General features: G+C 68.0%; 18 protein-coding genes, 1 tRNA gene and 3 pseudogenes. 17 read left to right on the plus strand and 5 right to left on the minus strand.

Annotation, left to right across the window (positions count from 1 at the left end; translation table 11 throughout):
• On the plus strand, window positions 1-1,503 hold the full coding sequence (locus EDM04_RS14760; RefSeq protein ID WP_123623419.1) for an MATE family efflux transporter: 1,503 nt from the start codon (window positions 1-3) through the stop codon (window positions 1,501-1,503).
• A gap of 588 nt (window positions 1,504-2,091) precedes the next feature.
• Here EDM04_RS14760 and EDM04_RS14765 read toward each other — a convergent pair.
• Window positions 2,092-3,303, minus strand: a complete 1,212-nt coding sequence (locus EDM04_RS14765) for an iron-containing alcohol dehydrogenase family protein (RefSeq protein ID WP_123623421.1) — start codon at window positions 3,301-3,303, stop codon at window positions 2,092-2,094.
• A 148-nt stretch (window positions 3,304-3,451) separates the two neighbouring features.
• Here EDM04_RS14765 and EDM04_RS14770 point away from each other — a divergent pair, with 148 nt between their 5' ends.
• The 7 genes and pseudogenes from EDM04_RS14770 to EDM04_RS14790 all read left to right on the plus strand — a co-directional run bounded on the left by EDM04_RS14770 (window position 3,452) and on the right by EDM04_RS14790 (window position 13,677).
• On the plus strand, window positions 3,452-4,321 hold the full coding sequence (locus EDM04_RS14770) for a hypothetical protein (RefSeq protein WP_123623423.1): 870 nt from the start codon (window positions 3,452-3,454) through the stop codon (window positions 4,319-4,321).
• Between the two features lie 96 nt (window positions 4,322-4,417).
• A pseudogene (locus EDM04_RS19065) lies at window positions 4,418-5,947 on the plus strand (DNA gyrase subunit B); the annotation flags it as partial.
• Window positions 5,933-7,621: pseudogene (locus tag EDM04_RS19070) on the plus strand (LAGLIDADG family homing endonuclease); the annotation flags it as partial. The pseudogenes EDM04_RS19065 and EDM04_RS19070, both read left to right, overlap by 15 nt.
• A 6-nt stretch (window positions 7,622-7,627) precedes the next feature.
• A pseudogene (locus tag EDM04_RS19075) lies at window positions 7,628-8,047 on the plus strand (DNA topoisomerase IV subunit B); the annotation flags it as partial.
• Window positions 8,044-10,569, plus strand: a complete 2,526-nt coding sequence (gene gyrA / locus EDM04_RS14780; RefSeq protein ID WP_123623427.1) for a DNA gyrase subunit A — start codon at window positions 8,044-8,046, stop codon at window positions 10,567-10,569. The pseudogene EDM04_RS19075 and the gene gyrA, both read left to right, overlap by 4 nt.
• Window positions 10,570-11,199: 630 nt before the next feature.
• The gene (locus tag EDM04_RS14785; RefSeq protein WP_123623429.1) at window positions 11,200-11,586 is read left to right on the plus strand and encodes a hypothetical protein; all 387 of its coding nucleotides are present in this window, start codon (window positions 11,200-11,202) and stop codon (window positions 11,584-11,586) included.
• Window positions 11,587-11,637: 51 nt separating this feature from the next.
• Window positions 11,638-13,677 carry an AMP-binding protein gene (locus EDM04_RS14790; RefSeq protein WP_123623431.1) on the plus strand — a complete coding sequence of 680 codons (2,040 nt, stop codon included), beginning with the start codon at window positions 11,638-11,640 and terminating at the stop codon, window positions 13,675-13,677.
• A 51-nt stretch (window positions 13,678-13,728) separates the two neighbouring features.
• Here the strand turns inward: EDM04_RS14790 and EDM04_RS14795 are convergent, their stop codons facing one another.
• Window positions 13,729-14,199, minus strand: coding sequence for a redoxin domain-containing protein (locus EDM04_RS14795; protein ID WP_123623433.1), 471 nt, complete (start codon window positions 14,197-14,199; stop codon window positions 13,729-13,731).
• Between the two features lie 189 nt (window positions 14,200-14,388).
• On the opposite strand from EDM04_RS14795, the gene EDM04_RS14800 reads away from it, so the two are divergent.
• Window positions 14,389-14,685, plus strand: coding sequence for a twin-arginine translocase TatA/TatE family subunit (locus EDM04_RS14800; protein ID WP_123623435.1), 297 nt, complete (start codon window positions 14,389-14,391; stop codon window positions 14,683-14,685).
• Window positions 14,686-14,737: 52 nt separating this feature from the next.
• A tRNA-Arg gene (locus EDM04_RS14805) sits at window positions 14,738-14,810 on the plus strand.
• Window positions 14,811-14,936: 126 nt separating this feature from the next.
• On the opposite strand, the gene EDM04_RS14810 is transcribed toward EDM04_RS14805, so the two are convergent.
• From EDM04_RS14810 to EDM04_RS14820, 3 genes are read right to left on the minus strand one after another with little or no spacing between them, the layout of a single operon-like run.
• On the minus strand, window positions 14,937-15,140 hold the full coding sequence (locus EDM04_RS14810; RefSeq protein WP_123623437.1) for a hypothetical protein: 204 nt from the start codon (window positions 15,138-15,140) through the stop codon (window positions 14,937-14,939).
• Between the two features lie 60 nt (window positions 15,141-15,200).
• Window positions 15,201-15,902, minus strand: a complete 702-nt coding sequence (locus tag EDM04_RS14815) for a DUF1405 domain-containing protein (RefSeq protein WP_123623439.1) — start codon at window positions 15,900-15,902, stop codon at window positions 15,201-15,203.
• Window positions 15,903-15,955: 53 nt separating this feature from the next.
• A complete protein-coding gene (locus tag EDM04_RS14820) occupies window positions 15,956-16,612 on the minus strand; it encodes a trimeric intracellular cation channel family protein (protein WP_123623441.1) in 657 nt (218 codons plus the stop codon).
• A gap of 276 nt (window positions 16,613-16,888) precedes the next feature.
• Between EDM04_RS14820 and EDM04_RS14825 the strand changes: the two genes are divergently transcribed.
• From EDM04_RS14825 to EDM04_RS14855, 7 genes are read left to right on the plus strand one after another with little or no spacing between them, the layout of a single operon-like run.
• A complete protein-coding gene (locus EDM04_RS14825; RefSeq protein WP_123623443.1) occupies window positions 16,889-20,686 on the plus strand; it encodes an ATPase, T2SS/T4P/T4SS family in 3,798 nt (1,265 codons plus the stop codon).
• A gap of 27 nt (window positions 20,687-20,713) precedes the next feature.
• Window positions 20,714-22,750 carry a type II secretion system F family protein gene (locus EDM04_RS14830; RefSeq protein WP_123623445.1) on the plus strand — a complete coding sequence of 679 codons (2,037 nt, stop codon included), beginning with the start codon at window positions 20,714-20,716 and terminating at the stop codon, window positions 22,748-22,750.
• On the plus strand, window positions 22,740-23,312 hold the full coding sequence (locus tag EDM04_RS14835) for a hypothetical protein (RefSeq protein WP_123623447.1): 573 nt from the start codon (window positions 22,740-22,742) through the stop codon (window positions 23,310-23,312). The genes EDM04_RS14830 and EDM04_RS14835 overlap by 11 nt, the downstream gene beginning before the upstream one ends.
• Window positions 23,313-23,314: 2 nt before the next feature.
• Complete coding sequence (locus EDM04_RS14840; RefSeq protein ID WP_123623449.1) at window positions 23,315-23,965, plus strand: hypothetical protein; 651 nt, start codon at window positions 23,315-23,317, stop codon at window positions 23,963-23,965.
• Complete coding sequence (locus EDM04_RS14845; RefSeq protein WP_123623451.1) at window positions 23,953-24,945, plus strand: hypothetical protein; 993 nt, start codon at window positions 23,953-23,955, stop codon at window positions 24,943-24,945. Before EDM04_RS14840 ends, EDM04_RS14845 begins: the two co-directional genes overlap by 13 nt.
• The gene (locus EDM04_RS14850) at window positions 24,938-25,441 is read left to right on the plus strand and encodes a hypothetical protein (RefSeq protein ID WP_123623453.1); all 504 of its coding nucleotides are present in this window, start codon (window positions 24,938-24,940) and stop codon (window positions 25,439-25,441) included. The genes EDM04_RS14845 and EDM04_RS14850 overlap by 8 nt, the downstream gene beginning before the upstream one ends.
• On the plus strand, window positions 25,438-26,244 hold the full coding sequence (locus EDM04_RS14855) for a hypothetical protein (protein WP_123623455.1): 807 nt from the start codon (window positions 25,438-25,440) through the stop codon (window positions 26,242-26,244). The genes EDM04_RS14850 and EDM04_RS14855 overlap by 4 nt, the downstream gene beginning before the upstream one ends.
• Window positions 26,245-26,291: the final 47 nt, after the last annotated feature.

Genomic DNA, 26,291 nt, shown 5'->3' on the forward strand with positions numbered 1-26,291 from the left:
GTGGCCCGCCTTCCGAACCCCTTCCGCGCGCTAATCCTCTACATCGGTTTCGCCCTCGCGAGGGCGGGGCTGATCGACCGGCACCGCGTGGTCCGGACCACGGACCTCGCGTGGCCGCGGATCGTCACGGGGATCGCCCGGATGTCGAAGAACGCGGTCGACGTGGCGATGGTCGGCGTCGCCGTCGGCACCAGCGCGGTCGCCGGCGTCGGCTTCGCCGGCCCCTACTGGGGGCTCGCGTTCGCGCTCGGCGGCGGCGTCGCCGGCGGCACCATCGCCCTCGTCTCCCAGCGCTTCGGCGCGGAGGCGTACGAGGAGCTCGGCGACGCCGTCCGGGCGAGCGTCCTCCTCGCAATCGTCATCACGATCCCCGTCTCGGCCGCCTTCTGGACGTTCCCGACGCGCTTCATCGACGTGCTGAGCAGCAACGAGACCGCGATCGCGTTCGGCGCCGACTACCTCCGGATCGTGGGGCTCGGCGTCCCCTTCGCCGCGCTCAACCTCGTCGGAAGCCGGGTGCTCGTCGGCTGCGACGACGCGTACACCGCGATGCAGGTCCGGGCGGGCGGCGCGCTGGCGAACATCGTCCTGAGCGCCGCGTTCATCTTCGGGCTCGGCTGGGGCGTCGAGGGCGCCGCGCTCGGCACCGTCCTCTCGAACGTGCTCGCCGTCGCCGCGTTCACGATCGGCCTCGTGCGAGGTCGGGTCCCCGGGATCGGCGAGTTCCCCATTTCGATCAGCCCGTTCGGCTCGTACGTGAACCCGGACATGCTCCGCGACCTCGTCGAGATCGGGCTCCCGGTGGGCGCGCGCAACCTCGTCTGGACCGTCGCGGAGTTCCCGATGCTCGCCATCCTCGACGTGTTCGGCGAGAACACCGTCGCCGCGTTCGTCATCGCCCGCCGGATCTGGGGGATCATGAACGCCCCCGGCTGGGGCTTCGGGCTCGCCTCCTCCAGCCTGGTCGGACAGGAGCTCGGCGGCGAGGACCCCGCGGAGGCGGAGGCCTACGCCCGCGACATCATCCGCTTCTCCGTGGCGACGTACGTGATCTTCGCGGCGCTGACCGCCGTCTTCGCGACCGACATCGTCACGCTGTTCGCCGAGACGCCGGAGAGCCCCGAGATCCCGATCGCCGTGAACCTCGTGTACGCGGCCTGCGTCGCGGTCGTTTTTCAGGGGATCTCCGGCGGCGCGGCGGGACCGCTCGACGCGGCCGGCGACACGAAGATCCCGTTCGCGAGCCAGTTCCTCGGGATGTTCTGCGTGTCGATCCCGCTGGCGTACGTCGGCGCCCACGAGGCGACGCCGGCGATCGACGTGCCGGGGATCGGCGTGACGATTCCGGAGGTCGCGCTCCCGGCGATCGGGCTGTGGGGCGTCTACCTCGCGTTCCTCGCCGAGACGACGATCCCCGCCGCGATCAACTACTGGCGGTTCCACTCCGGGAAGTGGAAGGCGATAAGCGAGGCGTACCGACCTGACGCGCCCGCCGACGATTAGGACGATCGTTTTTAAAGGTGTGATCGAAGTTCTTATCCAGGTGATCGCGGATCAACGGCGAACGGCTTCAAACCCTCAGCCGATCGTTTATAAATAGAGAGTCGCGGACCGACGACGAACACCGCCAAATCCCCAGCCGCTCGGCCGTACGTGATCGATGGCTCCGCGATGAACACCGCCAAAGCCCCAGCCGCGAGGACTCGCGCGACTCGCTGCGGTCCTCAGTCGCTCGCATAGCTCGCTCCCTGCGGTCCTTACATCGTCGTGCTTCGTCCTTCCGGGAGACTTCGTCTCCCGTCTTTCCGCTCGCTCCGCTCGCGGAAATCGCGACTGCCCCTTTGAGCCCCACCCGCCCCGCACAGCACCGCCCCGCGCCTCACGCCTCCCCAGCCTCGTCGCTGGCACCCTCCGCTTCGCTCCGGGAGCCAGCGACTCCAGCGAGGGACCGGAGGTCCCTCTGGCAGCCGGCGCTACGCGCCGGCGACCTCGCGCGTGCGGCTCACGGCCTTTCGGCCGCTCGCCGGCACGCGCCACCGCGCGGTCCTTATAAGTGATCGCCGCGGCCGCCAGTAACCGTTTATAATTGCCTCACCACGCCTCCCGCAACACGCCTTCGATCGCCTCGGGCGTCGCGTCGAGGTCGGCTGGCGCGCGGTCCATCGACCAGTCGTCGGCGATGTACTCCGCGATCGCGGGGAAGTCGTCCTCCTCGACCGGTCCGAGATCGCGGAGCCGCGAGGGGACCGGAAGGGAGTCGCGGACCGCGGCGACCTCGCGCACCACGTCCTCGGCGATCGCGTCGTCGTCGCGGCCGGCGGTCGCGACGTCGAGCCCGTTCGCGAGCGCCCGCCGGCTCGCGTCCACCTCGTCGAAGAGGAACGCGAGGACGTGCGGCGCGACCACCGCGTGGACGGCCCCCTGCTGGACGTCGTACCGGCGGGCGAACCCGTGCCCGAACGCGTGGATCACCGAGATCTTCCGGTCGAGCTGGACGAGCAGCGCGCCGACCACGGCGCGGTCCGTCGCCGCCGGGTCGTCGGGGCGGTCGCCGGCGACGTGCGGGAGCGCGTCCCGCAGGAGCCGCGTCCCGTGGACCGCGGTCGCGTCGCTCACGGGCGATGGGTCGGCGGCGTACGGCGTCTCGATCCCCTTGTTGAACCCGTTCATCGCCGAGCCCGCGAGCGCCGACCGCGGGGTCGTCTCGAACAGGGCGGGGTCCGCGAGGTCGACGGTCGGCATCGCGCCCGCGCCGCTGACGGTCATCGGCTGACCGGTGGGCGACGCGTCCGCGGCGAGCACCTCCAGCGAGCCGCCCGTGGAGACGTCGGCGCCGGCGAACGTCGTCGGGATCACCACGAACGGGAGGGCGGGGTCGGTCTCGGGCGCGAGCTCGCCGAGCGCGTCCGTCCCCTCCTCCGCGTCCGCCCGGAGGTCGGCGAGGTCCCGCCCGTCGACGTCGAGCAGCGTCGCCTGCCGGGCCACGTCGAGGCTGCTCCCGCCGCCGACCGCGACGAGGGAGTCCGCGCCGACCTCGGCCCGCTTGTCGAGGAGGTCGAACGCCTCCTCGACGCGCTTGTCCGGGGTCGTTCCGTCGAAGACCCCCGCGAACCGGTCGCCGAGCCCCTCGCGTATCGGGTCCATGAGGTCGTCGTTGGCGCCCACGTTCGAGCCGCAGACGACGAGCGCGTCGCCGAGGTTTCGCTCGTCCAGGACGTCGCCGAGCTCGGCGACGCGCCCGCGGCCGTACCGGATCTCACAGCCCTGATAGTCGTGTTCGAAGGAGTCCGCGATCGGTAGCATCGGGCGTCGGTACGCCGGGCGGCGGCTTGTAGCTGTGGGAACGGGCGGCACGCTCGTCGGAACCGTGGCAGCGTCGACTCGCGCCGGCGACCCCCAAGAGCCAACCCCCTCCGGAACCCACGCTTCGACGACTCACCGTCGCCCAACCATGCGCTCGTTTCCACCCCTCCCCGACGTTCGCGGCTCGCAGGGCACAGAGGACCTCCTCACGGGTCACCTCTGGCTCCTCGAACTGATCGACGGGACGGGGCTCCGCTTCCGGATGGACGAGTCCGGTCTCCTCCGCTTCGGCGACCCCGAAACAACGTACGCGGACCCGGACGCGGTTCCGGTCGCGCTCCGGCCCGCCGTCAGGCGCGTTCGGGAGCGGTTCGACCGCGAGGCCTTCCGGGACGCTGTCGACGACCCCGAGGCGGTGGTCTTCTTCGGCGTCGCCACCCACCACCGGGGGACCGACTACGACTGGGACCGGCTCCCGGCGTTCCTCGGGACCGACGTGTGGGCGGGAGCGGGAGACGGAGCGTTCCGCCCGCCCGACGCCGCCGGGGCCGCCTTCGAGGGCATCGGGCTCGACGCGGTGAACGCGATCGAGCGCGAGGTGAACGCCCGCGACTTCGATCCGTACGAGTACGCCGTCCCCGAGTCCGTGTGGCGCGACGGCCCGGCCGCCGGGGTCGTCGTGCGCAACAAGCGCGGGGGGCGGGGGAAGATCCCCGCGGAGGATGCGGTGACCGACGCGGGCGAGGACGGTCCAGACGGCGACCGCGACGCCCCGGAGCTCGACGACCCCGAGACGATCGCCGCGACGTACGCCACCGGTGGACGGATCGAGCGCGTCGTCGCGGACCTCGATCGCCGGGGCGAGGGATCGACCGTCGACGCGGTCGCCGACCGGGTCGTCGAGTCGATCGCGAGGGAGACGCCCGTTCGGTTCGGGGCCGGCGGCGGGAGCGCGGACCCGGATCGGGTTCGCGTCGCGGTCGTCGAGCGGGCGCGAGCCGCGCTCGCCGAGCAGTAGATCTCCGGTTTCGTCACTTATGATAGATCGCCGCTCTCACGCCCGCGCGCGTGCGCCGGCTTTATAACCCGGCACGGATTAGCTCCACCAAGTTCTATGTCAGAGCAGAGCGACTACGGAGCCGGCCAGATCCAGGTCCTCGAGGGCCTGCAGGCCGTCCGTAAACGTCCGGCGATGTATATCGGGTCCACGGACGGTCGGGGGCTCCACCATCTCGTCTACGAGGTCGTCGACAACTCCATCGACGAGGCGCTCGCGGGGTACTGCGACGAGATCACGGTCACGATCCGCGACGACGGCTCCGTCAGCGTCAGCGACGACGGCCGGGGGATCCCGGTCGACACCCACGAGAAGTACGACCGACCGGCGCTGGAAGTCATCATGACCGTCCTCCACGCCGGCGGGAAGTTCGACTCGAAGTCCTACCAGGTCTCCGGGGGGCTCCACGGCGTCGGGGTCAGCGTCGTCAACGCCCTCTCCGAGCGCCTGGAGGTCGAGGTGAAGCGCGACGGCGGCGTCTACCGCCACGAGTTCGCCCGCGGCGAGCCTGCGGAGGACGGGTTCGAGCGCGTCCGGGACATGGACGACGGCGAGGACACCGGGACGTACATCCGGTTCTGGCCCGACGGCGACATCTTCGAGACGGACGAGTTCGAGTTCTCGACGCTGGCCAACCGCCTGCGCGAGCTGGCGTTCCTCAACTCCGGCGTCGCCGTCGCGCTGGTCGACGAGCGCGACGACGAGGCCGTCGACGACGCCGGCGACGAGGAGACGTTCCGCTACGAGGGGGGAATCCGGGAGTTCGTCGGCTACCTCAACGAGACGCGGACGCCGATCCACGAGGAGGTCATCTACTTCGAGGACGAGCAGGACGACATCCACGTCGAGGTCGCGATGCAGGCGACCGAGGAGCTGCAGGGCTCCGTCCACGCGTTCGCGAACAACATCAACACCCGCGAGGGCGGCACCCACCTCACCGGCTTCAAGACCGCCCTGACACGCACCGTCAACGACTACGCCAACGAGCACGGGCTCGTCGACGACCTCGACGCCAACCTCAAGGGCGAGGACGTCCGCGAGGGGCTCACGGCGGTCATCTCGGTGAAACACCCCGACCCGCAGTTCGAGGGGCAGACGAAGACGAAGCTCGGCAACAGCGAGGTCCGCGGCATCGTCGAGTCCGCGACCCACGACAAGCTCGGGACCTTCTTCGAGGAGAACCCCGACACCGCCCGGAAGGTCGTCCACAAGGCCGCGGAGGCCGCCAGGGCGCGCAAGGCGGCGAAGAAGGCCGAGGAGCTGACCCGGCGGAAGTCCGCGCTGGAGTCGACGGCGCTGCCCGGCAAGCTCGCCGACTGCCAGACGCGCGACCCCACCGAGGCGGAGCTGTTCGTCGTCGAGGGCGACTCCGCGGGCGGCTCGGCCAAGCAGGGCCGCAACCGCGAGAATCAGGCGATCCTCCCGCTCAAGGGAAAGATCCTCAACGTCGAGAAACACCGCCTCGACCGCATCCTGGAGAACGACGAGATCCGCGCGCTGATCACCGCGATCGGCGCGGGGATCGGCGAGGAGTTCGATATCGACGACGTCCGGTACAACAAGATTATCCTGATGAGCGTCGACGGCGAGGAACACGGATTCGTTCGCGACGCGGACGGAAACACGCGGTTCGTGGAGATCGGGGAGTTCGTCGATCGCGTGGTCGACGCCGACGGACGCGGATACGAGGATTATGAGGTCCTCTGCTTCGGGAGGGACGACAATCGGACGAAATTCCGACCGATCGATCAGGTCATCCGACACGAGATCGACGAGCCGCTGTACGAAATCGAGACCGATTACGGACGAAACCTGAAAGTCACCGCCTCGCACAGCGTGTTCGTCCACCGCGATGGTGAGATCGAACTCGCGAGAGGCGATGAGATCGACGCGGGCGATCAGGTCGTCGCACCGCGGTCCGTACCGCTTTCCGGCACGCGTGACGGGGAACGGATCGACCTTCTCGCGGAACTCGTCGAACGGTCCGACGAGTTCGATTCCGAACTGTTCGCGCGCGGCCCTGGGATCGAGGAACTGTTCAAAGAGCGGGTCCGCGAGGAGTACGCGACGGACGGCGGTGCCGTGGCTCAGGCCGAGCCGCGAGTCGAGGTTCCCGAATCGGTTCGGTCGACGCTTCGCGAACAGCGAGAGGAGACCGGGATCACTCAACAGGACGTCTGCGACGCGGTCGGAATTGCCCAGCCCATCACCGTGTCGCAGTGGGAGCGAGGGAACTCGCGTCCGACCGTCTCGAACTTCCAGGCGTACTGTGATGCGGTCGGCGTCTCGGCGCCTGCCGTGATGGAAAACGTGTCTGTCACGGACTCGCTCCTCGATCAGCGCTGGAACAACCAGTACGAGGGGGCACAAGCGAACCGCGTTCGCGATTACGTCCGAGTGAGCGAACTCTCCGTGGACGACCTCGACGAGATACCCGACGACGCGACCGTGGAACTGACGCCGCGACACCACGCGGATCACGGTGTCGATCGGTACGTCGAACTCGACGAGACCCTCTTCGAGTTGCTCGGTATCTACGCGGCGGACGGGTCGAGCTCACCGCGGAACGGCGTTCGACTCGCGATAGGCTCGAACAACGAGTCGCTTGCCGAAACGTATCAGGAGGCGTTCGATCACGTGTTCGGTATTCCGGCGAAGCGCAGCCGAAATGACGACCGCGTCGACGAAGTGAAGCTCGTCAACCGTGTTGCGGCCGTCGTCTGGGAACGCGTGTTCGGGTTCGACGACTCCCGAGCGAGCGAAAAAACGATCCCGGACCTCGTCTTCGACGTTTCGTCGGACTGCCAGCAGGCGTTCCTCCGCGGTTATCTCCACGGAGATGGGACAGTCAACGAAGAGCGGATCGCGTGGTCGACGACCTCGCGTCACCTCGCCAGCGGCGTGATGTACCTGCTCTCCGCACAGGGCGTGGTAGCGTCCCACTCGAAGATGGACGCCGATGACCTCGACGGCGGATTCAAGACGAACTCGGCTAGCCATACCGTCACCGTGTCGGCGCGGTCGGATCTCGCGAAGATACGGGACGTCTGGGAGCCACACCGAAATGGTGACCGTCTGCTCTCGAAGGTCGAGAACGGCTGGGACAACCACGGAACGCGGAAGTACCGTGACATATCCGAGGATCTCGTCGGACTGGAGGTGAGACGGGTCGAAGAAGTGGAACCGTCCGGACGGTACGTGTACGACTTCTCCGTCGAAGCCGACGAGAACTTCGTCGCGGGGATGGGCGGACTGTGCGCCCACAATACCGACGCCGACGTCGACGGAGCCCACATCAGAACGCTCCTCTTAACGCTCCTGTACCGCCACATGAAGCCGCTCTTGGAGGCAGGTTACGTCTACGCGGCCCAGCCGCCCCTCTACCGCGTCCGGTACCGCGGCGAGACGTACGACGCGATGACGGAGGCGGAACGTGACCGCATCGTCGAGGAGGAGTGCGACGGGAACCCGACGCAGGTCCAGCGGTTCAAGGGGCTCGGCGAGATGAACCCCGACCAGCTGTGGGACACGACGATGGACCCCGAGAACCGTCGGCTCAAGCGGATCAACGTCGACGACGCCGCCGCCGCCGACCGCATGTTCAACGTGCTGATGGGTGACGCAGTCGAGCCGCGCAAGCAGTTCATCAAGGAGCACGCCACCGAGGCGGAGTGGGTGGACATATGAGCTCGGACGTCCCCGACGTCGACCCCGACGACGTCCGCGCCGCGCAGGTGACGAACGCCCGCATCGAAGACGAGATGGAGCAGTCGTACATCGACTACGCGATGTCGGTGATCGCGGGCCGCGCGCTCCCCGACGTTCGCGACGGGCTCAAGCCCGTCCACCGGAGAATCCTCTACGCGATGCACGAGTCGGGCGTGACGAGCAACTCCGCCCACCGCAAGTCCTCCTCCGTCGTCGGCGAGACGATGGGTGACTACCACCCGCACGGCGACAGCGCGATCTACGACACCCTCGCGCGGATGGCCCAGGACTTCTCGATGCGGTACCCCCTCGTCGACGGGCAGGGGAACTTCGGCTCCGTCGACGGCGACCCGCCGGCCGCGATGCGGTACACGGAGGCCCGAATGGCGCCGATCGCGGAGGAGCTTCTGGCCGACATCGAGCGCGACACGGTCGACTTCTCGTCGAACTACGACGATCGACTCGAAGAGCCGGAGGTGTTGCCCTCGGCGTTCCCGAACCTCCTCGTCAACGGCTCCTCGGGGATCGCGGTCGGGATGTCGACGAACATCCCGCCGCACAATCTCGGCGAGGTGATCGACGCCACCGTCGAGCTAATCCGGACCCCCGACTGCACCGTCGAGGACCTGATGGAGCACGTCAAGGGCCCCGACTTCCCGACCGGCGCGAACATCGTCGGGCGGAACGCGGTCCACAAGGCGTACAAGACGGGGCGGGGTCGACTCCGCGTCCGCGCCGAGTTCGAGGTCGACGAGGAGGAGGGTCGGATCGTCATTTCGGAGCTCCCCTTCCAGCAGAACAAGTCCCGGCTCGTCGAGCGCATCGCCGAGGACGTCAACGAGGGCGCGATCGAGGGGATCCGCGACCTCCGCGACGAGTCCGACCGCGACGGGATCCGCGTCGTCGTCGAGCTCAAGCGCGACGCGATGGCCGAGGTCGTCAAGAACCAGCTGTTGGAGAGCCACCTCGAACGCACCTTCGGCGTCATCAACCTCGCCTTGGTCGACGGCTCGCCGCAGGTGATGAACCTCAAGGAAACGCTCGAACACTACGTCGAGCACCGCCGCGACGTGGTCCGGCGGCGCTCCGAGCACGAGCTCGCGGAGCGCGAGGACCGCGCGCACATCCTCGAAGGGCGGCTGAAGGCGCTCGAACAGGTCGACGACGTGGTCGAGACGATCCAGAACTCCGACGACCGCGACGCCGCGAAGGCGGCGCTCGAGGCCGACTACGAGTTCTCGGAGGCGCAGGCCGAACACATCGTCCGGATGCAGCTCGGGTCGCTCACCTCGATGGAGACCCAGGAGATCGAGTCGGAGTACGAGGACGTGACCGCCCGGATCGAGCGACTGGAGACGATCCTCGCGGACCCCGACGAGCTCGATCAGGTGATAATCACTGAGCTCCGGGAGATCAAAGACGAGTACGACGACGAGCGTCGCACGAGCTTCATCGAGGACGTCGGCGACGTGACTCACGAGGACCTCATTCCGGAGGAGGAGTGCGTCGTCGTGATGAGCGAGGACGACTACATCAAGCGGATGTCGCTCGACACCTTCCGCGCGCAGAACCGCGGCGGGAAGGGGATCATCGGCACCGATCTGAAGGAGGGCGACCGCGTCTCCTCCGTGTTCGCCGCCAACTCCCACGACTACCTGCTCGTCTTCACCAACCGCGGGCAGATCTACGAGCTGAAGACCTACGAGATCCCGGAGATGTCCCGGACCGCCCGCGGGAAGTCCGCGGTCAACCTCCTCGATCTCGACGACGGCGAGGAGATCGAGGCGGTCGTCAACACCGAGGACTTAGACGACGACGAGTTCCTCACGATGGTCACCCGCGACGGGTACATCAAGCGGACCGCCGTCGACGAGTTCGGCAACATCCGCACCACCGGGATCCGCGCGATCCGGCTGGAGGACGGCGACGAGCTGGTCGACGTGGAGGTGACCGACGGCGACACCGACATCGTCATCGGGAGCCGGAACGGGATGGCGATCCGGTTCGACGAGTCGGAGGCGCGCGCGATGGGGCGCACGGCCCGCGGCGTGATCGGCATCGACCTGCGCGAGGGCGACGCGGTCGCCGGCGTCGCCGCCATCGACGACGACTACCACAACTGGGTGCTCACCGTCACCGAGAACGGCTACGGGAAGCGCTCCGATCTGGACGAGTACCGTCTGCAGTCCCGAAACGGGAAGGGGCTGATCGACATCAAGACCGGCGACCGCAACGGCGAGGCGGTCGCCATCGAGGCGGTCACCCACGGCGACCACCTGCTCGCGATGAGCGACGACGGCCAGATCATGCGGACCCGCGTCGAGGAGATCTCGACCGTGAGCCGCAACACGAAGGGCGTCATCGTGATGAACCTCGACCCGGACGACGCGGTCGCCTCCGTCGATATCGTTCCCGAGTCGGCGTACGCCGACGAGGCCGATGGCGACGAGGACGGCGGGGACGACGAAGACGACGAAACGGCCGACGGCGACGCCGAGTAAACGCGTCGACCGAGTCGTCCGATTCGATATCTCGCGGCTCGATCGCCTTTACCGCGATCCGGCTTCGGCGAGATCCTCAGGTGATTCAGTCTTCTCGGGCTCGATCGACACGGAGACAGCGACGATGCATAGCGGGAGTGGGTATTGCACGTGGATTGATCGGTTGTTTATAAGCGATCGAGTGGTGTTGCTGTCGGTTGTTTATAAGTGGTCGACGGTGTTTCGGCGAAGACCTCCAAAGCCCCAGTCGCTGTGGGCGGCGCACGCTCGCTGCGCGCCTCAGTCGCTCGTTTTACTCGCTCCTTGCGGTGCTTGCGTCGCCTGCGCCGCCCACAGCGACTGCCCCTTTGAATCCCACCCGCACAGCACCGCAACCGCGCCTCACGCCTCCCCAGCCTCGTCGCTGGCGGCGATCGCCGCCAGCGACTCCCTCGCGCGTGCTCCTCGCGGCCTGTCGGCCGCTCGGAGGCACGCGCCAACCGCATCGTTCTTTATAAGCGATCGTCGCCGCCGCTCGCGACTGTTTAAATACTCTCTCGCCGCCACCGATCTGCAATACTCACTCCCGCCATCGATCGTTCGATCGATCGTGTGCCCGGTGTTCAAGTTCTATCGTGACGATTTCTTACCATGCATCGACGCGAACTCCTCGCGGCGACGGCCGCGATGGCGACCACGACCGCGGCCGCCGGCTGTCTCGGACTGGGAGAGACCGACTCCGGCCGACTCGATCTGACCGTCCGGAACGACGGCGACGAGCCGGTCGACGTCGACGTGGTCGTCGAGGGTGACGACGGGACGACGTACGCGGAGGAGACCGACCGGATCGACCCCGGCGTCGCCCGCGCGTTCGAGGCGACGGTCGGCGAGACCGGCCGTCACGAGGTCGTCGTGACCGGCGCCGACTGGGAGGGGCGACTCGCGTGGGACGCCGGGGTCTGCGGCCTGTACGACGGGACGGTCTCCGTCGACGCCGAGACCGTCTCGGTCGCCGGCGAGTGCGTCGATCCGCGATAACCGAACGTTCAGGAAAATTACTTACCGTCACCGCGAAAACTCCCGGACGAGATGGACGAGTACGAGGGGATAGACGAGGTCGTACACGAGCCGAGCGCGGCGTTCGCCGAGTCGACCAACGTCGCCGCGTTCATGCGCGAGTACGGGATCGACGACTACGAGGAGCTGATCGCTCGGACAACCTCGGAGGTCGCCGGCGAACCCGAGTCCGGCGTCGACTGGTTCTGGGACGAGATCACTGAGTACCTCGACATCGACTTCTACACCGACTACGACGCCGTCCGAGACGATACTGACGGCCCGCAGTTCACCGACTGGTACCCCGGCGGCGAGATCAACGTCGCGCACAACGTCGTCGACCGACACGCCGCGGTCGACTCGCCGAACCGCAACCGGGTGGCGCTGATCTGGGAGGGAGATCCCGGCGACGTCCGGGAGATAACCTTCCACGAGCTCAAACGCGAGAGCGACCGCGTCGCCAGCTACCTCGAATCCGTGGGGATCGAGACGGGCGACACCGTGGGGCTGTACATGCCGATGGTGCCCGAGGTCGTCTCGATCCTCTACGGCTGCCTGAAGGTCGGCGCGATCGCGGTGCCGATCTTCTCCGGGTTCGGCACGGAGGCGACGGCGACCCGGATCGCGGACGCCGAGCCGACGGTCCTCTTTACCGGAGACGGTTTCTACCGCCGCGGGGACGAGGTGCGGCTGAAAGCGACCGCCGACGCGGCGATCGAGGAGGCCGGCCACGTCGAGCACACCGTTGTGTACGACCGGCTGGGCGCGACGCCCGCGGGCGACGGGGGAGCCGAGAGCGTCGCCGGCGACTCCGAAGACCCGGTCCCGTGGGACTCCGAGCGCGACGCCACGTGGGACGAGGCGGTCGGGTCGCAGCCGGTCGGCTACGAGACGAAGCGGCTCCCCAGCGATCAGGAGTCGATGCTGCTGTACTCGTCCGGGACTACCGGCGAACCGAAGGGGATCGTCCACACCCACGCGGGCGTCCTCACGCAGTGCGCCAAGGAGATCCACTTCGGCTTCGACCAGAAGCCCGCGGACCGGTTCTTCTGGGTCTCCGACATCGGGTGGATGATGGGGCCGTGGACCCTGATCGGCAACCACGCCTTCGGCGGGACGGTGGTGATGTACGAGGGCGCGCCGGACCACCCGGAGCCGGACCGGTTCTGGGAGATGATCGATCGGCACGGAATCACGCAGTTCGGCATCTCGCCGACCGCGATCCGCGCGCTCCGCAAGCACGGGGACGAGTGGGTGGAGGATCACGACCTCTCGAGCCTGCGGATCCTCGGTTCCACCGGCGAGCCGTGGGACCCGGAGTCCTGGCGCTGGTTCTACGACGCGATCGGCGGCGGGGAGTGCCCGATAATCAACATCTCCGGCGGCACGGAGATCTGCGGCTGCTTCCTGATGCCGATGCCGAACCAGCCCCTGAAGCCCTGTACCCTCGGCGGACCGGGGCTCGGAATGGACATCGACATCGTCGACGAGACGGGCGAGTCGGTCAGGGAGTCCGGCGAGCGCGGCTACCTCGTCGCTCGCGACTCCTGCCCCTCGATGACCAAGTCGCTGTGGTCGGGCGACGAGCGCTACCTCGAGGAGTACTGGTCGACGTGGGAGGACCTGTGGGACCACGGCGACTTCGCGCAGAAGGACGAAGACGGCTTCTGGTTCCTCCACGGGCGCGCCGACGACGCCCTGAACGTCGCCGGCCGGAAGGTCGGCCCGGCCGAGATCGAGGGCGTGCTCATCGACCACGACGCCGTCAATCAGGCGGCCGCGGTGGGCGTCCCCGACGACACCACCGGCACCGCGGTGGTCGCGTACGTCGTACTCGAACCGGGCGTCGGGCCGAGCGACGACCTGCGGGAGGAGCTGCGGGCGCTGGTCGGCGAGGAGCACGGGAAGCCGTTCCGGCCGCGCGAACTGCTGTTCGTCGACGCGTTCCCGAAGACGCAGTCCGGGAAGATCATCCGGCGCGCGATCGAGTCGGTGTACAGGGGCGAGGACCCCGGCGACCTCTCGTCGATGGAGAACCCGGAGGCGCTAGAGGACCTCCGCGATCCGGCCTGAGAGTCGGAGGCGGGCGGTCGGCTGACCGCCCGGAGGGCGGCGAATCCCTTTTTAACTGCTCGCCTCGGCAACCGCCTCGTCGAGCGCGTCGTAGTCCGGTTCCTGCCCCGAGTCGTCCGCGAACCACCGATACGTCACGACGCCGTCGCCGTCGATCACGAACACGGCGCGCTGCGCGACCGTGTCGACGCCGTAGCCCTCGAACGACTCGATCGCGTCGTACGCCTCGATCGCGCGGTGGGCCGGGTCAGCGACGAGCGCGAACGGGAGGTCGTACTGCGCCCGATAGGCGGCCAGCGCGTGCGGGAGGTCGGTGCTCACGCCGAGCAGACTGCAGCCGTCGCGGTCGAACCCGTCGCGGAGCGCCTCCATCTCGTCGGTACAGGTGTTCGAGAAGGCCGCCGGGAAGAAGGCGAGCACGACCGGCTCCTCGCCGAGGCGCTCGGACAGGTCGAACGGTTCGATCTCGTCGGTCACGAGCGAGGCGGTGAAGGTCGGAGCGTCGTCGCCGACGTCGGTCATACCGATCGGTCGCGGTAGCGAGGTATCATCGTTTCGTCGTCGGCAGGCGGTTCGCGTCGGTTTTTGGACGAATTTTTTCGAGTGCGATACCGCCATAATCGGTGGTTTCAGCCACGTTAAGGGGCATCTACTCCCCCACTCATCGAGGCAAAAAGACTATAGTCGCCAGAGAGCTACGGTCGTATAGAGATGGCAAGTGCGATTCCACTGATCGGCGGCATCCCGGCGGGCCCGGAGCTCCTCATCATCCTGCTCGTGTTGGTCCTGCTGTTCGGGGCGAACAAGATTCCGAAGCTCGCTCGGTCGACCGGCCAGGCGATGGGCGAGTTCAAGAAGGGACGCGAACAGGTCGAGGACGAACTACAGCAGATGCAGGGGGACGACGACGAGTCGGCGGTCAGCGCCGACTCGACGGTCAACGCCGACTCGACGGTCGACGATGACGAGGAGTTCGAGACGGAGACCGAGACAGAGACCAGAGCGTAATCGGCTCCGCGGCGCCGGCCGATCCCCGCAGCGACGTTTTCTCTCACGCCTCGGGCGCGTGGCCTAGCGGACAGGGCGAGAGGTTCCTAACCTCTCGATCGCGGGTTCGAATCCCGTCGCGCCCGCTCTTTCGCTTCGCTCAGTCGCGGGCGCGACTGGCTCCACGCTCGCTTCACCCGCTCGCGTGGATCCCGCCGCGCCCGCTGTCTGCGGGTCCGGATGGGTTCTTCGATCGCCGGAACCGAAACGCCTCACGACGAGAGCCACGCGTACGTCTGGACGGCGCCGAACAGCAGCGCGAGCGCACCGTTTTCCACGATCAACAAGACGTTGTCGGCCAGCATCGTCCGAGCGCCCACGGCGAGAACGCCGAACATCGTTGCCAGCAGCAGATTGTACTTTGCGAACGCCACCCAACAGTCCTGATCGAGTTCGATGAGACCATCGCTACCCATACGTACCGTTCGTGCTCAGCGGTGACAAGTGACGGGGTCGACGAGGCGGTCGCGCCGAGCTCACCTTCCCTCGCCGAGCCGCCGGAACGACCGGTTCGCGAGCCACACCGATCCGACGCCGATCGCGAGCGTCGCGCCGGCCAGCAGGGGACCGGGCTCGTAGAGGAGCGGCGGGTGATAGCCGACGCCGTAGTCGAGGGCGACGTTGCCGACGACGAGCGCCAGCGCGAGGGCCAGCGCGCCGCGAGTGGTCCGGCCGAACGCCGGGAACAGCAGCGCGAGCCCGACGAAACAGAGGTGCGTGCCGAGCACGCCCCAGTAGTAGATCCACGCGTCGGGGGCGGCGACGTAGTCGCCGAACGCGAGGTTCAGCGAGACGAGCGGCCAGAGCCCGAACTGGACCAGCCACACGAACGCGACGGTCTGGAGGTACGCGAGCCCGCGCGAGGTCGGGGCGTCCGTCACGCCCTCTCCGCGGCGGACGGTGGGAACGAGGCTCAACAGGGCGACCCCGCCGAGCGCGACCGCGACGGCCGAGTCCGCGTAGAGGGGCCACAGCGGGAGCGGCACCTCCCCCGCGGTCGGCGCATAGTATCCGATTCCGACCGCGAGCATGAACGCGGTGAACCCGCACACGACGGCGAGGCTCCGGGGGGTACCGAGCAGCTCCTCGGCGATCGCGTCCCGGACGCGTCGTCTGACTGGCGCGCGCCGGAGCCGACCGAGCGATCGGAGCCCTCGAAAGGCGTCGGGACGTGTCACATCGCTCGTTTCGACCGCGACGACCTAAATATCGCCCTCTCGGTTCGATCGGGTCACTCCCGTCGGAGGTCCAGGTTCTGCGCGGTCGGGAGGTTCCAGCCGTACGTGACCGCGGCCAGCCGGGACCCCACCGTCACGGCCGCGCACGCCGCGGCGGCGGTCCCGGGAGTCGCTCCCAGCCCTCCCACGACCCAATACGCGCTGCCGCCGAGGACGGCACAGCTGGCGTAGAAGTCCTCGAAGAGGATGAAGGGGGCCCGGTCGAGGAGGATGTCCGCGAACGCGCCGCCGCCGACCGCGTTGATCGTCGCGATCGCGACGACGCCGAACGCCGACACGCCGACGTCGGTCGCGACGATCGCGCCGGCCGTCGCGAAGGCCGCCAGCCCGATGGCGTCCGAGACGAGGGTAACCGGATGCGTCTCCGGAGCGGAGAGCACGGCGTTCAGCCCGATCGCCAAGGCGACACCGAGGAGCCCGAGCCAGATCTCGATCGGCGACTGCAGCGCGAGCGGCACGCGGGCCACGAGGAGGTCGCGGGTCGCCCCGCCGGCGAACGCCATCGCCAACCCCACGATGACGATCCCCAACAGGTCGAACTCCTCGCGGATCGCCTTCGAGGACCCGACGAGCGCGAACGCGACCAACCCGATCGTGTTCATCACGGCGAACGGGTCGCCGAACAACACCGTAAGGAGACTCTGACTCACTGTCGGCGGCTACGGGCCCGGGGATCTTGAGTGTGCCGAGGCCCCCGCGGAACGCGTCGAGAGCCGTGTGGGATTCCGCCTCGTCGTCGTCGGCCACTGAACGCTCCGCGACCGTCCGCCAACTGGCCGTGGTGACCTCGACTTATATATAGCCGACTGACATTTAGTGAGCTTCAAAAACGGTTGTAAATACGCATCACAGGACTCGAAAACGCGATTATCAGTCGCGGTGTTTTGCGAGACACCTTTTTCAACGGGAGAGGCGTGAATGTGCGTATGACAAGCGAGGACGCCGAGCGTTCGCCCCTCTCACCCGACGAGACGGCGGGACCGCCGGCGTCCGATCGATCGGCGCCAGATCGCCCGACGGCCGATCGCCCAGCCTCCGATCGCCCGGTGTCGGTGGGACGGTACTCGTGGCGCTCGTTCCTCCGCGACCGCGGCCGCGACGACGACGCGTCCGAGCTGTACGCCGACATCGGCGAGGAGCCGGTCGTCCCGGCGACCGCCGTCGACGCCCACGTCGAGGATGGCGTCGATCGGGTGGTCCGTGCCACCGGCGTCGACGAACCGCACGAGGTCGACGGCGACACCGCCGTTCCGGGACACGGGACGCCCGAGGCCGGCACGCTCGTGATCGGTTCCGACCACGTCGTGCTCAGCGGCACGGCCGTCGTCCCCGCGGGGACCTCGACCGCGGCGGTGACACCGGAACCCGAGGCGGAGTCGGGTGGCGAGTCGGAGGCCGACGACGGGAGCGAGGGCGAGGACGACGAGAACGGAGGCGACGCTGGCGACGGAGAAGCTGGTGACGGCGCCGCGAGCGGCGAGGGAGACGACGAGCGAGCAGGCGGCGAGGAAGTGGATGACGGGGACGACGAACCGGCAGACGAAACGCCCGGCGAACCGGCAGCGATCGAGCCCACAGAACCGGACGAGCCGCAGGATCGCCCCGGCATCGCGGTCGACGGCCCGGGCGTCTCCGGGGTCGTGGTCGCCGCGAGCGCCGACGTGGAGTCGGTGCCGCGCCGGGCGCCGACCGGCGAGGAGTGGGACCGGATCGGCGTCGACCCGAGCGAGTTCCTCGGGTTCGACCCCTCGGAGACGGGGTACCGCGTCGGGGCGGCCGCCGCGGTCGGAGACGTTCTCTGGGACCTGTGTTCGGCCCGGTACGACCTGTACTCGGTGCCGGTGCTAAAGGGGTACTACACGTGGGACGACTACCGCGACGAGTACTTCCTCGACGAGGAGGGGAACCCGCCGACCGAAGTGAACGAGGAGGGGGAAGCGGTGCCGCTGGAGTTCACGCATGACGACAAGGTCGAGGCGCTGGGGTTCGACCCCGACCGGACCGAGGAGCTGCTTGGGGCGGGCGGGAGCGCCGCGGCCGACCTCGCGGAGCTGGTCGACGAGCGCACCGTCGACGTGAACCCGGAGGTCGACGAGGACGCGTTCTTCTCGACCGACGAGGGCGACACGACCCTCGCGAACCGGTACGACCTGGAGAAGGCGGTGCCGATGCCGAAGAAGCGCCACTTCCGCGAGATCGAACGGTACTGGGTGAACAAGCCGTACGCGTTCGTGATCGTGTTCCGGTCGAGGAAGGAGAACGAGGTGAAGTACTACGCGGTCCAGCCGCACCGGACCGAGATCGAGACCGACCTGGTCGAGTTCTTAACTGGAAAACTCCGGACCTCGATCAAGTACGCCGACGAGTCGATCGCCGGCGGCGACGAGGCGTTCCGCGAGGACGTGATCGTCGACGAGACGCTGACGCTGCTCGACCGGTACGACCTCTACGAACGCGACGACGACGACCGCGGGGTGATCGACGACCTCGTGGACGAGGCGGTCGACCGGTTCGGATTCGACCTCACCGAGGGGATCGCACACCGGATCACCCAATCGCTCGGCTACGAGCCGCCGACCGAATCGAAGACGGGTCCCGCGAAGATCCTCGCCCGCCCCGAGCCCGCGGTGCTCGCGGAGGACCCGGAGACGCTCTCGGAGCATCAAGTCGAGAAGCTGCTGTACTACCTCAAGCGGGACTTCATCGGCTACGAGCGGATCGACCCGATCAAGTACGACATCAACGTCGAGGACATCTCCTGTGACGGGTACAACTCGCCCGTCTTCGTCTATCACTCCGACTACGAGCAGATCATCACCAACGTCTACCACGGCACCGACGAGCTCGACGACTTCGTCGTGAAGCTCGCACAGCGCTCCGGGAAGGGGATCTCGAAGCGGCGGCCGCAGGTGGACGCCACCCTCCCGGACGGCTCCCGCGCCCAGCTCACGCTCGGCCGCGAGGTCTCCGACCACGGGACCAACTACACGATCCGGCAGTTCAACGACGTCCCCTTCACCCCGATCGACCTGATCAACTGGAAGACGTTCTCGCTCGACGAGATGGCCTTCCTCTGGCTCTCGATCGAGAACCACAAGAGCCTGATCTTCGCGGGCGGCACCGCCTCCGGGAAGACGACGAGCCTGAACGCGGTCTCCCTTTTCATCCCCTCGAACGCGAAGATCGTCTCGATCGAGGACACCCGCGAGGTCGAGCTCCCCCAGCGCAACTGGATCGCCTCCGTCACGCGCCCCTCCTTCTCCGACGACGACAAGGGCGACATCGACGAGTTCGACTTACTGGAGGCCGCGCTCCGCCAGCGCCCCGACTACATCGTGATGGGCGAGATCCGCGGCGAGGAGGGCCGGACCGCCTTCCAGGTGATGTCCACGGGCCACACCACCTACACCACGTTCCACGCCGACTCGGTCGGCGAGGTGCTCAAGCGGTTCACCACCGACCCGATCAACGTCTCGAAGACGATGTTCACCGCGCTCGATCTGGTCTCCGTCCAGACCTCCACGCGGGTGCAGGGCAAGAAGGTGCGCCGGAACAAGTCGCTGACAGAGATCAACCACTACGACGCCGAGAACGACGAGATCAACGTCCAGGACGTGTTCCAGTGGCAGGCGGAGACGGACGAGTTCCTCCAGATGGGCGACTCGAACACTCTCGAGGACATCATGTTCGACCGCGGGTGGAGCCGTCAGACGCTCGACGAGGAGCTCCGGAAGCGCCGCGTCGTGTTGGCGTACCTCATCGATCGCGGGCTCAACAGTTACGCGCAGGTGGCGGCGACGTTCCAGGCGTTCATCAACGACCCGGAGACGGTGCTCGCGCTGATGGCGAACGAGGAGTTAGAGCGATCGCTGGAGGACCTCCGCGAGATGGAGTCGGTGCTGATCAACGTCGACCGCGACAAAGAGGAGATGGTCCCGCGGCCGGACCCCGACGAAACGGGCCGCGAGGAGGTCGAGCGGATCCTCGCGGAGGCCGAGGACCTCTTCGCGGAGTACCGCGGCCGCATGCCCGACTCGGTCGCCGACGCCCTGCTCGACGTCGCGCCGGCCCGTGACGTCGAGGCGGAGCCCGGAGCCGACCGCGAGGCGCTCGCGCAGGCGGCGGACGAGGCCGCGGCGCTGGAGGCGGACGCGCCGGACGATTCGGGCGTACCGGTCGATTCGGGGGCGCCGGCCGACGCGGACGCACCGATCGACGCGGTATCGGGTGCGTTCGACGAGGGCGGGGGGAGCGACCAGATCGACGGAAGCGAGGAGCCCGACGAGATCGCTGCGTCCGAGGGATTCGGGTCCGGACCGGCGGCGGAAAATGTTCTCTCTTCCGGAGACGACGCGGAAGACGAGAAGAACGCGGAGGACGGCATCGACTTCGACGACCCGTTCGACGAGGGGATCGACGTGCTTGACTCGGACCCGGAAGGAGGAACGAAGCCGGAACCGGAACCAGATCCGAAACCCGAACAGGAAGCCGAGTCGGAACCGGTAGCGAACTCGCGAGAGGCCGAGTCCGACGTCAGGGCGGACGCCGACGGGGGAGAGATCCGCGCCGAGGGCGGAGACGGGGTCGCCGGCGAAAGCGACGCCGAGCGTGAGGATGACGCCGCGGGCGGCGAGGACGACGCCGGCGAGAGCGATGCCGAAGACGACGGCGACGACATCGACGACTGGGGATTCGGCTCCGTCGAGTCCCCGGAGGAGCGGTAGTCCCATGGTCAAAACGGGGTGGGTCGCGTGAGCCTCGACACGGGCGTCGGCGACGGCTCCGTCGACGGGAACCTCCTCGCGGAGCTGTTCTACCCCGTCTTCGAGCTGCTCTTCGACGCCGGCGGCGACTTCGTCGGCGACATCGAGCGCAAGCTCGCCGAGGCGCGCATGCCGGATCAGGTGGAGATGTACGTTTCCCGCGCGCTGGGGGTCGGACTGTTGGTCGGCGGGCTCCTCTGGGCGCTCGGGACGCTGACCGGCTACGGCGTGTTCTCGCTCGGGCTGATCGACCCCGACGCGCTCTCGCTCGGCATGCCCGCGCCGACGCCGGCGGTCCAGGAGTTCCTGCGCTCGCTCGTCGTGCCCGCCGCGGTCCTCGTCAGCGGGCTCGTGTTCGGGTCGATCGGGTTCGCGATCGGCTTCGGCGGCGTGCTCGCGATCCCCTACTCTCGGGCGTCGGCGCGGGAACGCGAGATCAACCTCCTGCTCGCGGACTCGGTGTCGTTCATGTACGCGCTGTCGGTCGGGGGGCTCAACCAGTTGGAAATCCTGCGCTCGATGGCGACGGCGGAGGACACCTACGGCGAGGTGTCCCGCGAATTCCAGAGTATCGTCAACGAGACGGAGTACTTCGGCACCGACTACCGGAACGCGATCCGGCAGCAGTCGATGGAGACCCCCTCCGACGAGCTCTCGCAGTTCCTCGCGGACATGCTCTCTATCGTCAACTCCGGCGGCGACATGGAGAGCTTCCTGAAGGACAAAAAGGAGAAACACCTCCGCACGTCGAAACAGGAGCGCGAGATGACCTTGGAGACGCTGGAGCTGTTCGGCGAGATGTACATGACGCTGTCGCTGTTCCCGCTGCTTCTCATCATCATCCTCGTCATCATGGGGATGATGGGCGAGTCGGACGACTTCCTGTTGTACGCGACCGTGTACGCCCTCATCCCGCTGACCGGGGTCGGCTTCCTCGTGCTCGTCTCCACCGTCAAGCAGGACGAGCCCGGCGACGGCTACCTCCACCCCGACGGCGGCAGCGAACGGCTCCGGCAGACCAGCCAAGAGGGGCTGCTCCACTTCGGGCTCATCGAGGCGTTCGTCGGTCAGTTCGGCGTCTTCGACCGGATCCGGGACCGAGAGGGGACGTACAAGACCAAACAGATCGTCTCCGCGCCCCACCTGTTCCTCCGGGACAACCCGCTGTACACGCTCGCGCTGACGGTGCCGACCGCGCTCGTCGTCGTCGGCGTCGCGGTCGCCTCGGGGAACGCGCCGACCTCGTTCGACGGCTGGGTAAATCGCCCGGTGTGGTCGACGTTCGTCTGGGTGTACCTCCCGGCGTACCTCGTTCTGACGCCGCTCGCGGTGTTCCACGAGTGGAGCCAGCGGTCCAAGCGCGCGATTACCGGGAAGCTCTCGGAGAGCCTCCGGAAGCTCTCCTCGGCGAACGACACCGGCCAGACGCTGCTCGAATCCGTACAGACGGTGTCGGAGACGTCGAGCGGGAAGCTCGCGGAGGAGTTCGAGGTGGTCCACGCGAAGGTGAACTACGGGATGAGCCTGCGCGACGCCTTAGTGGAGTTCAACAACAAGTACGCGGTCCCTCGGCTCGCCCGGACGGTGAAGCTCATCTCGGAGGCGCAGGAGGCGTCCTCGCAGATCACGGACGTGTTGACAACGGCGGCGCAGGCCTCGGAGAACCAGGACGACATCGAGCGCAATCGGATCTCGCAGACCCGGATGCAGGTGGCGATCATCGTGATGACGTACGTCACCTTACTCGGCGTGATGGCGATCCTCCAGACCCAGTTCATCGACGTGATGGGCGGGCTCTCCTCGCAGGCCGACGGCGGCGGCGGCGCTGGCGGCGCCGGCTTCGGGGGCGGCGGCGGCGTCGACCCGGACGTGCTCTCGCTTCTGTTCTTCCACGCCGTGACGCTGCAGGCGGTCCTCTCCGGGTTCATCAGCGGGTACATCCGGAACGCCGACATCATCTCCGGCGTCAAGTTCGCCGTGGTCCTGATGACGCTCGCGCTGGGGGTGTGGATCTATGTGGGGTAGCGGCTCCGCGGCGGGCGGCCACCGGTCCCCGACGGTCGCCCGCGCGCAGACGCCGATCGACTTCGCGGTCGGCGCGGGCGTGTTCCTGCTGACGCTCGCGTTCGTGATCGCCTTCGTCCCGACGCTTTTCGACCCCTTCTCGGCGGCGGAAACCGCCTCGCCGATGGTGAGCGATCGGGTCGCGGCCGGCGTCGCCGGAGACTTGCTCGCGACGTCACCGGCGGATCCAGGCGTATTAGATCCTCTCTGTACGGTTGCATTCTTTGCGCCGGAACGTGGCGCACCGGCGAGTGACTGTCGGTTCGACGCTGACGACGACCCCGCGGACCACTTCGGGATCGACGGCGATGTCCAAGTGATCGTCCACGCACTCAACGAGCGAAATCCCGGAGAGAACCCCGCAAATGTATCGATCGCGACGGCCGAGGAGACTTTCGACGGTGTCGAACTGATCCGGCCCGCGGACGGACCGTCGGGGACCGCGGCCGACGATGTCACCGTCTCACAGCGGCTCGTCTCGATAGATGGTGAGCAGTACCGGCTCACGGTGCGGGTGTGGTGACCATGAACTCAACGAACGATCGACACAACCGGGCACAGGCGCACACGCTGGAGGCGTTCGCGGCGGCGATCCTGCTCGTCGCGGGGCTCACGTTCGCGCTGCAGGCGACCGCGGTGACCCCCCTGTCGGCCAGCACGTCGAACCAGCACATCGAGAACCAACAGCGGGCGGTCGCGACCGACCTGTTGGCGACGAGCGCCGAGAACGGCGATCTGAGAGACGCGATGCTCCACTGGAATCCGGAAAACGAGACGTTCGCGTCGAGCCATCCGGAGTTCGAATACTACACGCGGGCCGCGGGGCCGAACGGGTTCGCCGCCGCGCTCGGAGGGTTCGGCGAGTCGCTGAATCGGTCGCTCGTCGATCGGCGGATCGCCGTCAACGTGGATCTCCGCCACTACAACACCACGGACCGGACGGAGCGGGAGACGACATCGCTGATACACATGGGCTCGCCGAGCAACAACGCGGTGAGCGCGACTCGGACGGTCGCGCTCTCCGCCGACGCGAACCTGACCGCTCCGGGGTACGAGGAGTCGACGCTCCGGGGGTTGGCCGACGGAACCGATACGGGGGAGTTCTACGCGAACGAGACCGGGTCCGGGCCGCTGTTCACGTACGTGGAGGTGCGCATCGTCGTATGGCGGATGTGAGCATCGGACCGCCGGACGGGGACCGCCTCTTCGGCGGCGACGGCGCCCGCGACGCCGATCGCGCACAACTCCTGCTCGTCGCGGGGCTGGTGATGGCGGTCTCGCTCGTGACGCTGGTCGTGCTTCTGAACGCGACCATTTACAGCGAGAACGTCGCGACCCGCGGCGTCGAATCGGCCGACGGCGAGGCGCTGGAGGTGAGATCGACCGTGATCGAGGCAACCGGCGAACTGCTCGACGCGACTAACCGAGCGGAACCGGACACCCACGTCGACGCCGCCACGACCGTCCGAGACGGCGTCGATGACCTCGACAGGGAGGTCTCACGGTCGTACGCGGAACGCGGTGGCGTGGCGCGTATCGAGCTGCTGGAGATTCGGAACGGGAGCCGGATCACGGGCGATATCGCGGGAAACGGAACGGGCGATCCCGACACCTCGACGCTCGCCGCCAGCGTCACTCGGACACGCGGCTTCGTGCTCGACGTCGAGTACGAGTCGCTCGCCGATTCGGACGCTGCCGGGCCCCCCGCCGACGCGTTCCACGTCGACCTCGACAACTCGACCCGGAGTAGACAGGTGTACGTGTACAACGGCTCCGACGGCAACGTCACCGTCGCGGTGGGCGACGACGGGAACGAGCCCGCGGTGCGCTGTGAGGCCCCCCCGGACGACCCCGACGGAAACGTCACCGTCGACCTGACCGGCGAACGCCTCGGCGACCGCCCCTGTCCGGGGGTCTGGCCGACGCTCTTCGTCGTTCCCAGCGATCCCTACGACATCGCTCTCGTGAACGCGAGCGCGACCGATGGCGAGGCGGCCGTGACCGCGCGCCCCGACTCGGGAGACACCGTCGACACCGACTTCGCGACGGGGAGACAACCGGCGGTGTACGAGACGACCATCGACCTCCGCTACCGGACCGCAGAACTCCGGTTCGAGACGGCCGTTCGGGTCGCCCCGGGTGAGCCCGATGCGTGAGCCCCGCGACTCCGGCGCGACGCACCTCGTGTGCGACGAGCGCGGCGTGAGCGTCACCGTCGGATACGTCCTGACGCTCGCGATCGGAGCGGTGTTGCTCTCGGGCGTCGCCATCGGCGTCGGCGGCGTCGTCGATTCCCAGACGGACCGAGCCGTCCGGGGCGACCTCTCGGTCTTCGGACAGACCGCGGCCGCGAACGTCGAGAGCGCCGACCGGCTCGCCCGCGCGGCGGAGGCCGACCGATCGAACGCGACCGGCGCGGCGAACGTCTCCGTCGCCGTCGACCTCCCGACCCGAGCGGCGGGAATTCCCTACCGGATCACGGTCGATAACGACGCCGTGACGCTACGCACCACCGACCCCGAGGCGACGCTGAAAATCCCTCACGCGGCGCGGCTGAACGTCACGGAATCGAGCGTCCGCGGGGGGCCGATACGGATCGAGTACGACCACGACGGCACTGGCACCGGCAATCTGACGGTGGTCGAGCGATGACCGACCGCCGGCGGCCGACCGTTTCGGTCGGCGACGGCGGGCTCGCGGCGTTCGCGGACGACGAGCGGGGCGTGAGCAACGTCGTCGGCTACGTGCTGGTGTTCTCGCTCGTCACGGTGACTATCGGAACAGTGTTCGCGGTCGGCATCACCGGTATCGAGGACAGACAGGAGGCCGAACGGGTCGAGAACGTCGAGCGCGCCTTCGACGTGTTCGACGACAATCTCCGAGACGTCCAGCGGTACGGCGACCCGAGCCGATCGACGGAGATCCGGCTCAGCGACGGAACGCTGTCGATCGGGGAGACGACCCGCGTGGAGCTGCTCAACGCGACCGGTGGCGTGGTTCGCGGGTTCGAGTTCCACAGCCTGACGTACACGAACGGGGACACGACCATCGCGTACGAGGGCGGCGCCTGGTTCCGCGGCGACGGCGATGGGGAGGTGATGCGCTCTGAGCCTCGGTTCGTCGCCGCGGACGGGCGAACGACGCTCCCGATCGTCCGGCTGTACCCGCTCGGACCCGAGACCGTCGACCGAGACGGAACGGTGCAGGTCGCGGCGGACCGACGCTCACCGCCACGTCTCGTTCAGGTCGCCACCGCTGACGCCAACGACGATCCCTTCACCCTCCGGATCGAGTCACCGCACGCGGAGGCGTGGAAGCGATACTTCGAGCGGACGGACGGGTTCGACGTCGATTCCGCAACCGACACGGCCAACGACACAGTCGTCGCGAACCTCGATCACGGCGACGAGGTGTTCGTCACGGGCGCCGCCGTCGACGTCCGGCTCCAGCGCTGATCGGGGATCACGTCGGAGTCCCCCGAACGCACCACTGAAGCCCGCGG

This window comes from Halorubrum sp. CSM-61 (assembly GCF_003781945.1).
GTDB lineage: Archaea > Halobacteriota > Halobacteria > Halobacteriales > Haloferacaceae > Halorubrum.

Excerpts from the sequence above, each read along its gene's own strand:
- EDM04_RS14765 (WP_123623421.1), bottom strand. The coding sequence starts at position 3,303 with ATGCTACCGATCGCGGACTCCTTCGAACACGACTATCAGGGCTGTGAG.
- EDM04_RS14770 (WP_123623423.1), top strand. The coding sequence starts at position 3,452 with ATGCGCTCGTTTCCACCCCTCCCCGACGTTCGCGGCTCGCAGGGCACA.
- gyrA (WP_123623427.1), top strand. The coding sequence starts at position 8,044 with ATGAGCTCGGACGTCCCCGACGTCGACCCCGACGACGTCCGCGCCGCG.
- EDM04_RS14785 (WP_123623429.1), top strand. The coding sequence starts at position 11,200 with ATGCATCGACGCGAACTCCTCGCGGCGACGGCCGCGATGGCGACCACG.
- EDM04_RS14790 (WP_123623431.1), top strand. The coding sequence starts at position 11,638 with ATGGACGAGTACGAGGGGATAGACGAGGTCGTACACGAGCCGAGCGCG.
- EDM04_RS14795 (WP_123623433.1), bottom strand. The coding sequence starts at position 14,199 with ATGACCGACGTCGGCGACGACGCTCCGACCTTCACCGCCTCGCTCGTG.
- EDM04_RS14800 (WP_123623435.1), top strand. The coding sequence starts at position 14,389 with ATGGCAAGTGCGATTCCACTGATCGGCGGCATCCCGGCGGGCCCGGAG.
- EDM04_RS14810 (WP_123623437.1), bottom strand. The coding sequence starts at position 15,140 with ATGGGTAGCGATGGTCTCATCGAACTCGATCAGGACTGTTGGGTGGCG.
- EDM04_RS14825 (WP_123623443.1), top strand. The coding sequence starts at position 16,889 with ATGACAAGCGAGGACGCCGAGCGTTCGCCCCTCTCACCCGACGAGACG.
- EDM04_RS14835 (WP_123623447.1), top strand. The coding sequence starts at position 22,740 with ATGTGGGGTAGCGGCTCCGCGGCGGGCGGCCACCGGTCCCCGACGGTC.
- EDM04_RS14840 (WP_123623449.1), top strand. The coding sequence starts at position 23,315 with ATGAACTCAACGAACGATCGACACAACCGGGCACAGGCGCACACGCTG.
- EDM04_RS14845 (WP_123623451.1), top strand. The coding sequence starts at position 23,953 with ATGGCGGATGTGAGCATCGGACCGCCGGACGGGGACCGCCTCTTCGGC.
- EDM04_RS14850 (WP_123623453.1), top strand. The coding sequence starts at position 24,938 with ATGCGTGAGCCCCGCGACTCCGGCGCGACGCACCTCGTGTGCGACGAG.
- EDM04_RS14855 (WP_123623455.1), top strand. The coding sequence starts at position 25,438 with ATGACCGACCGCCGGCGGCCGACCGTTTCGGTCGGCGACGGCGGGCTC.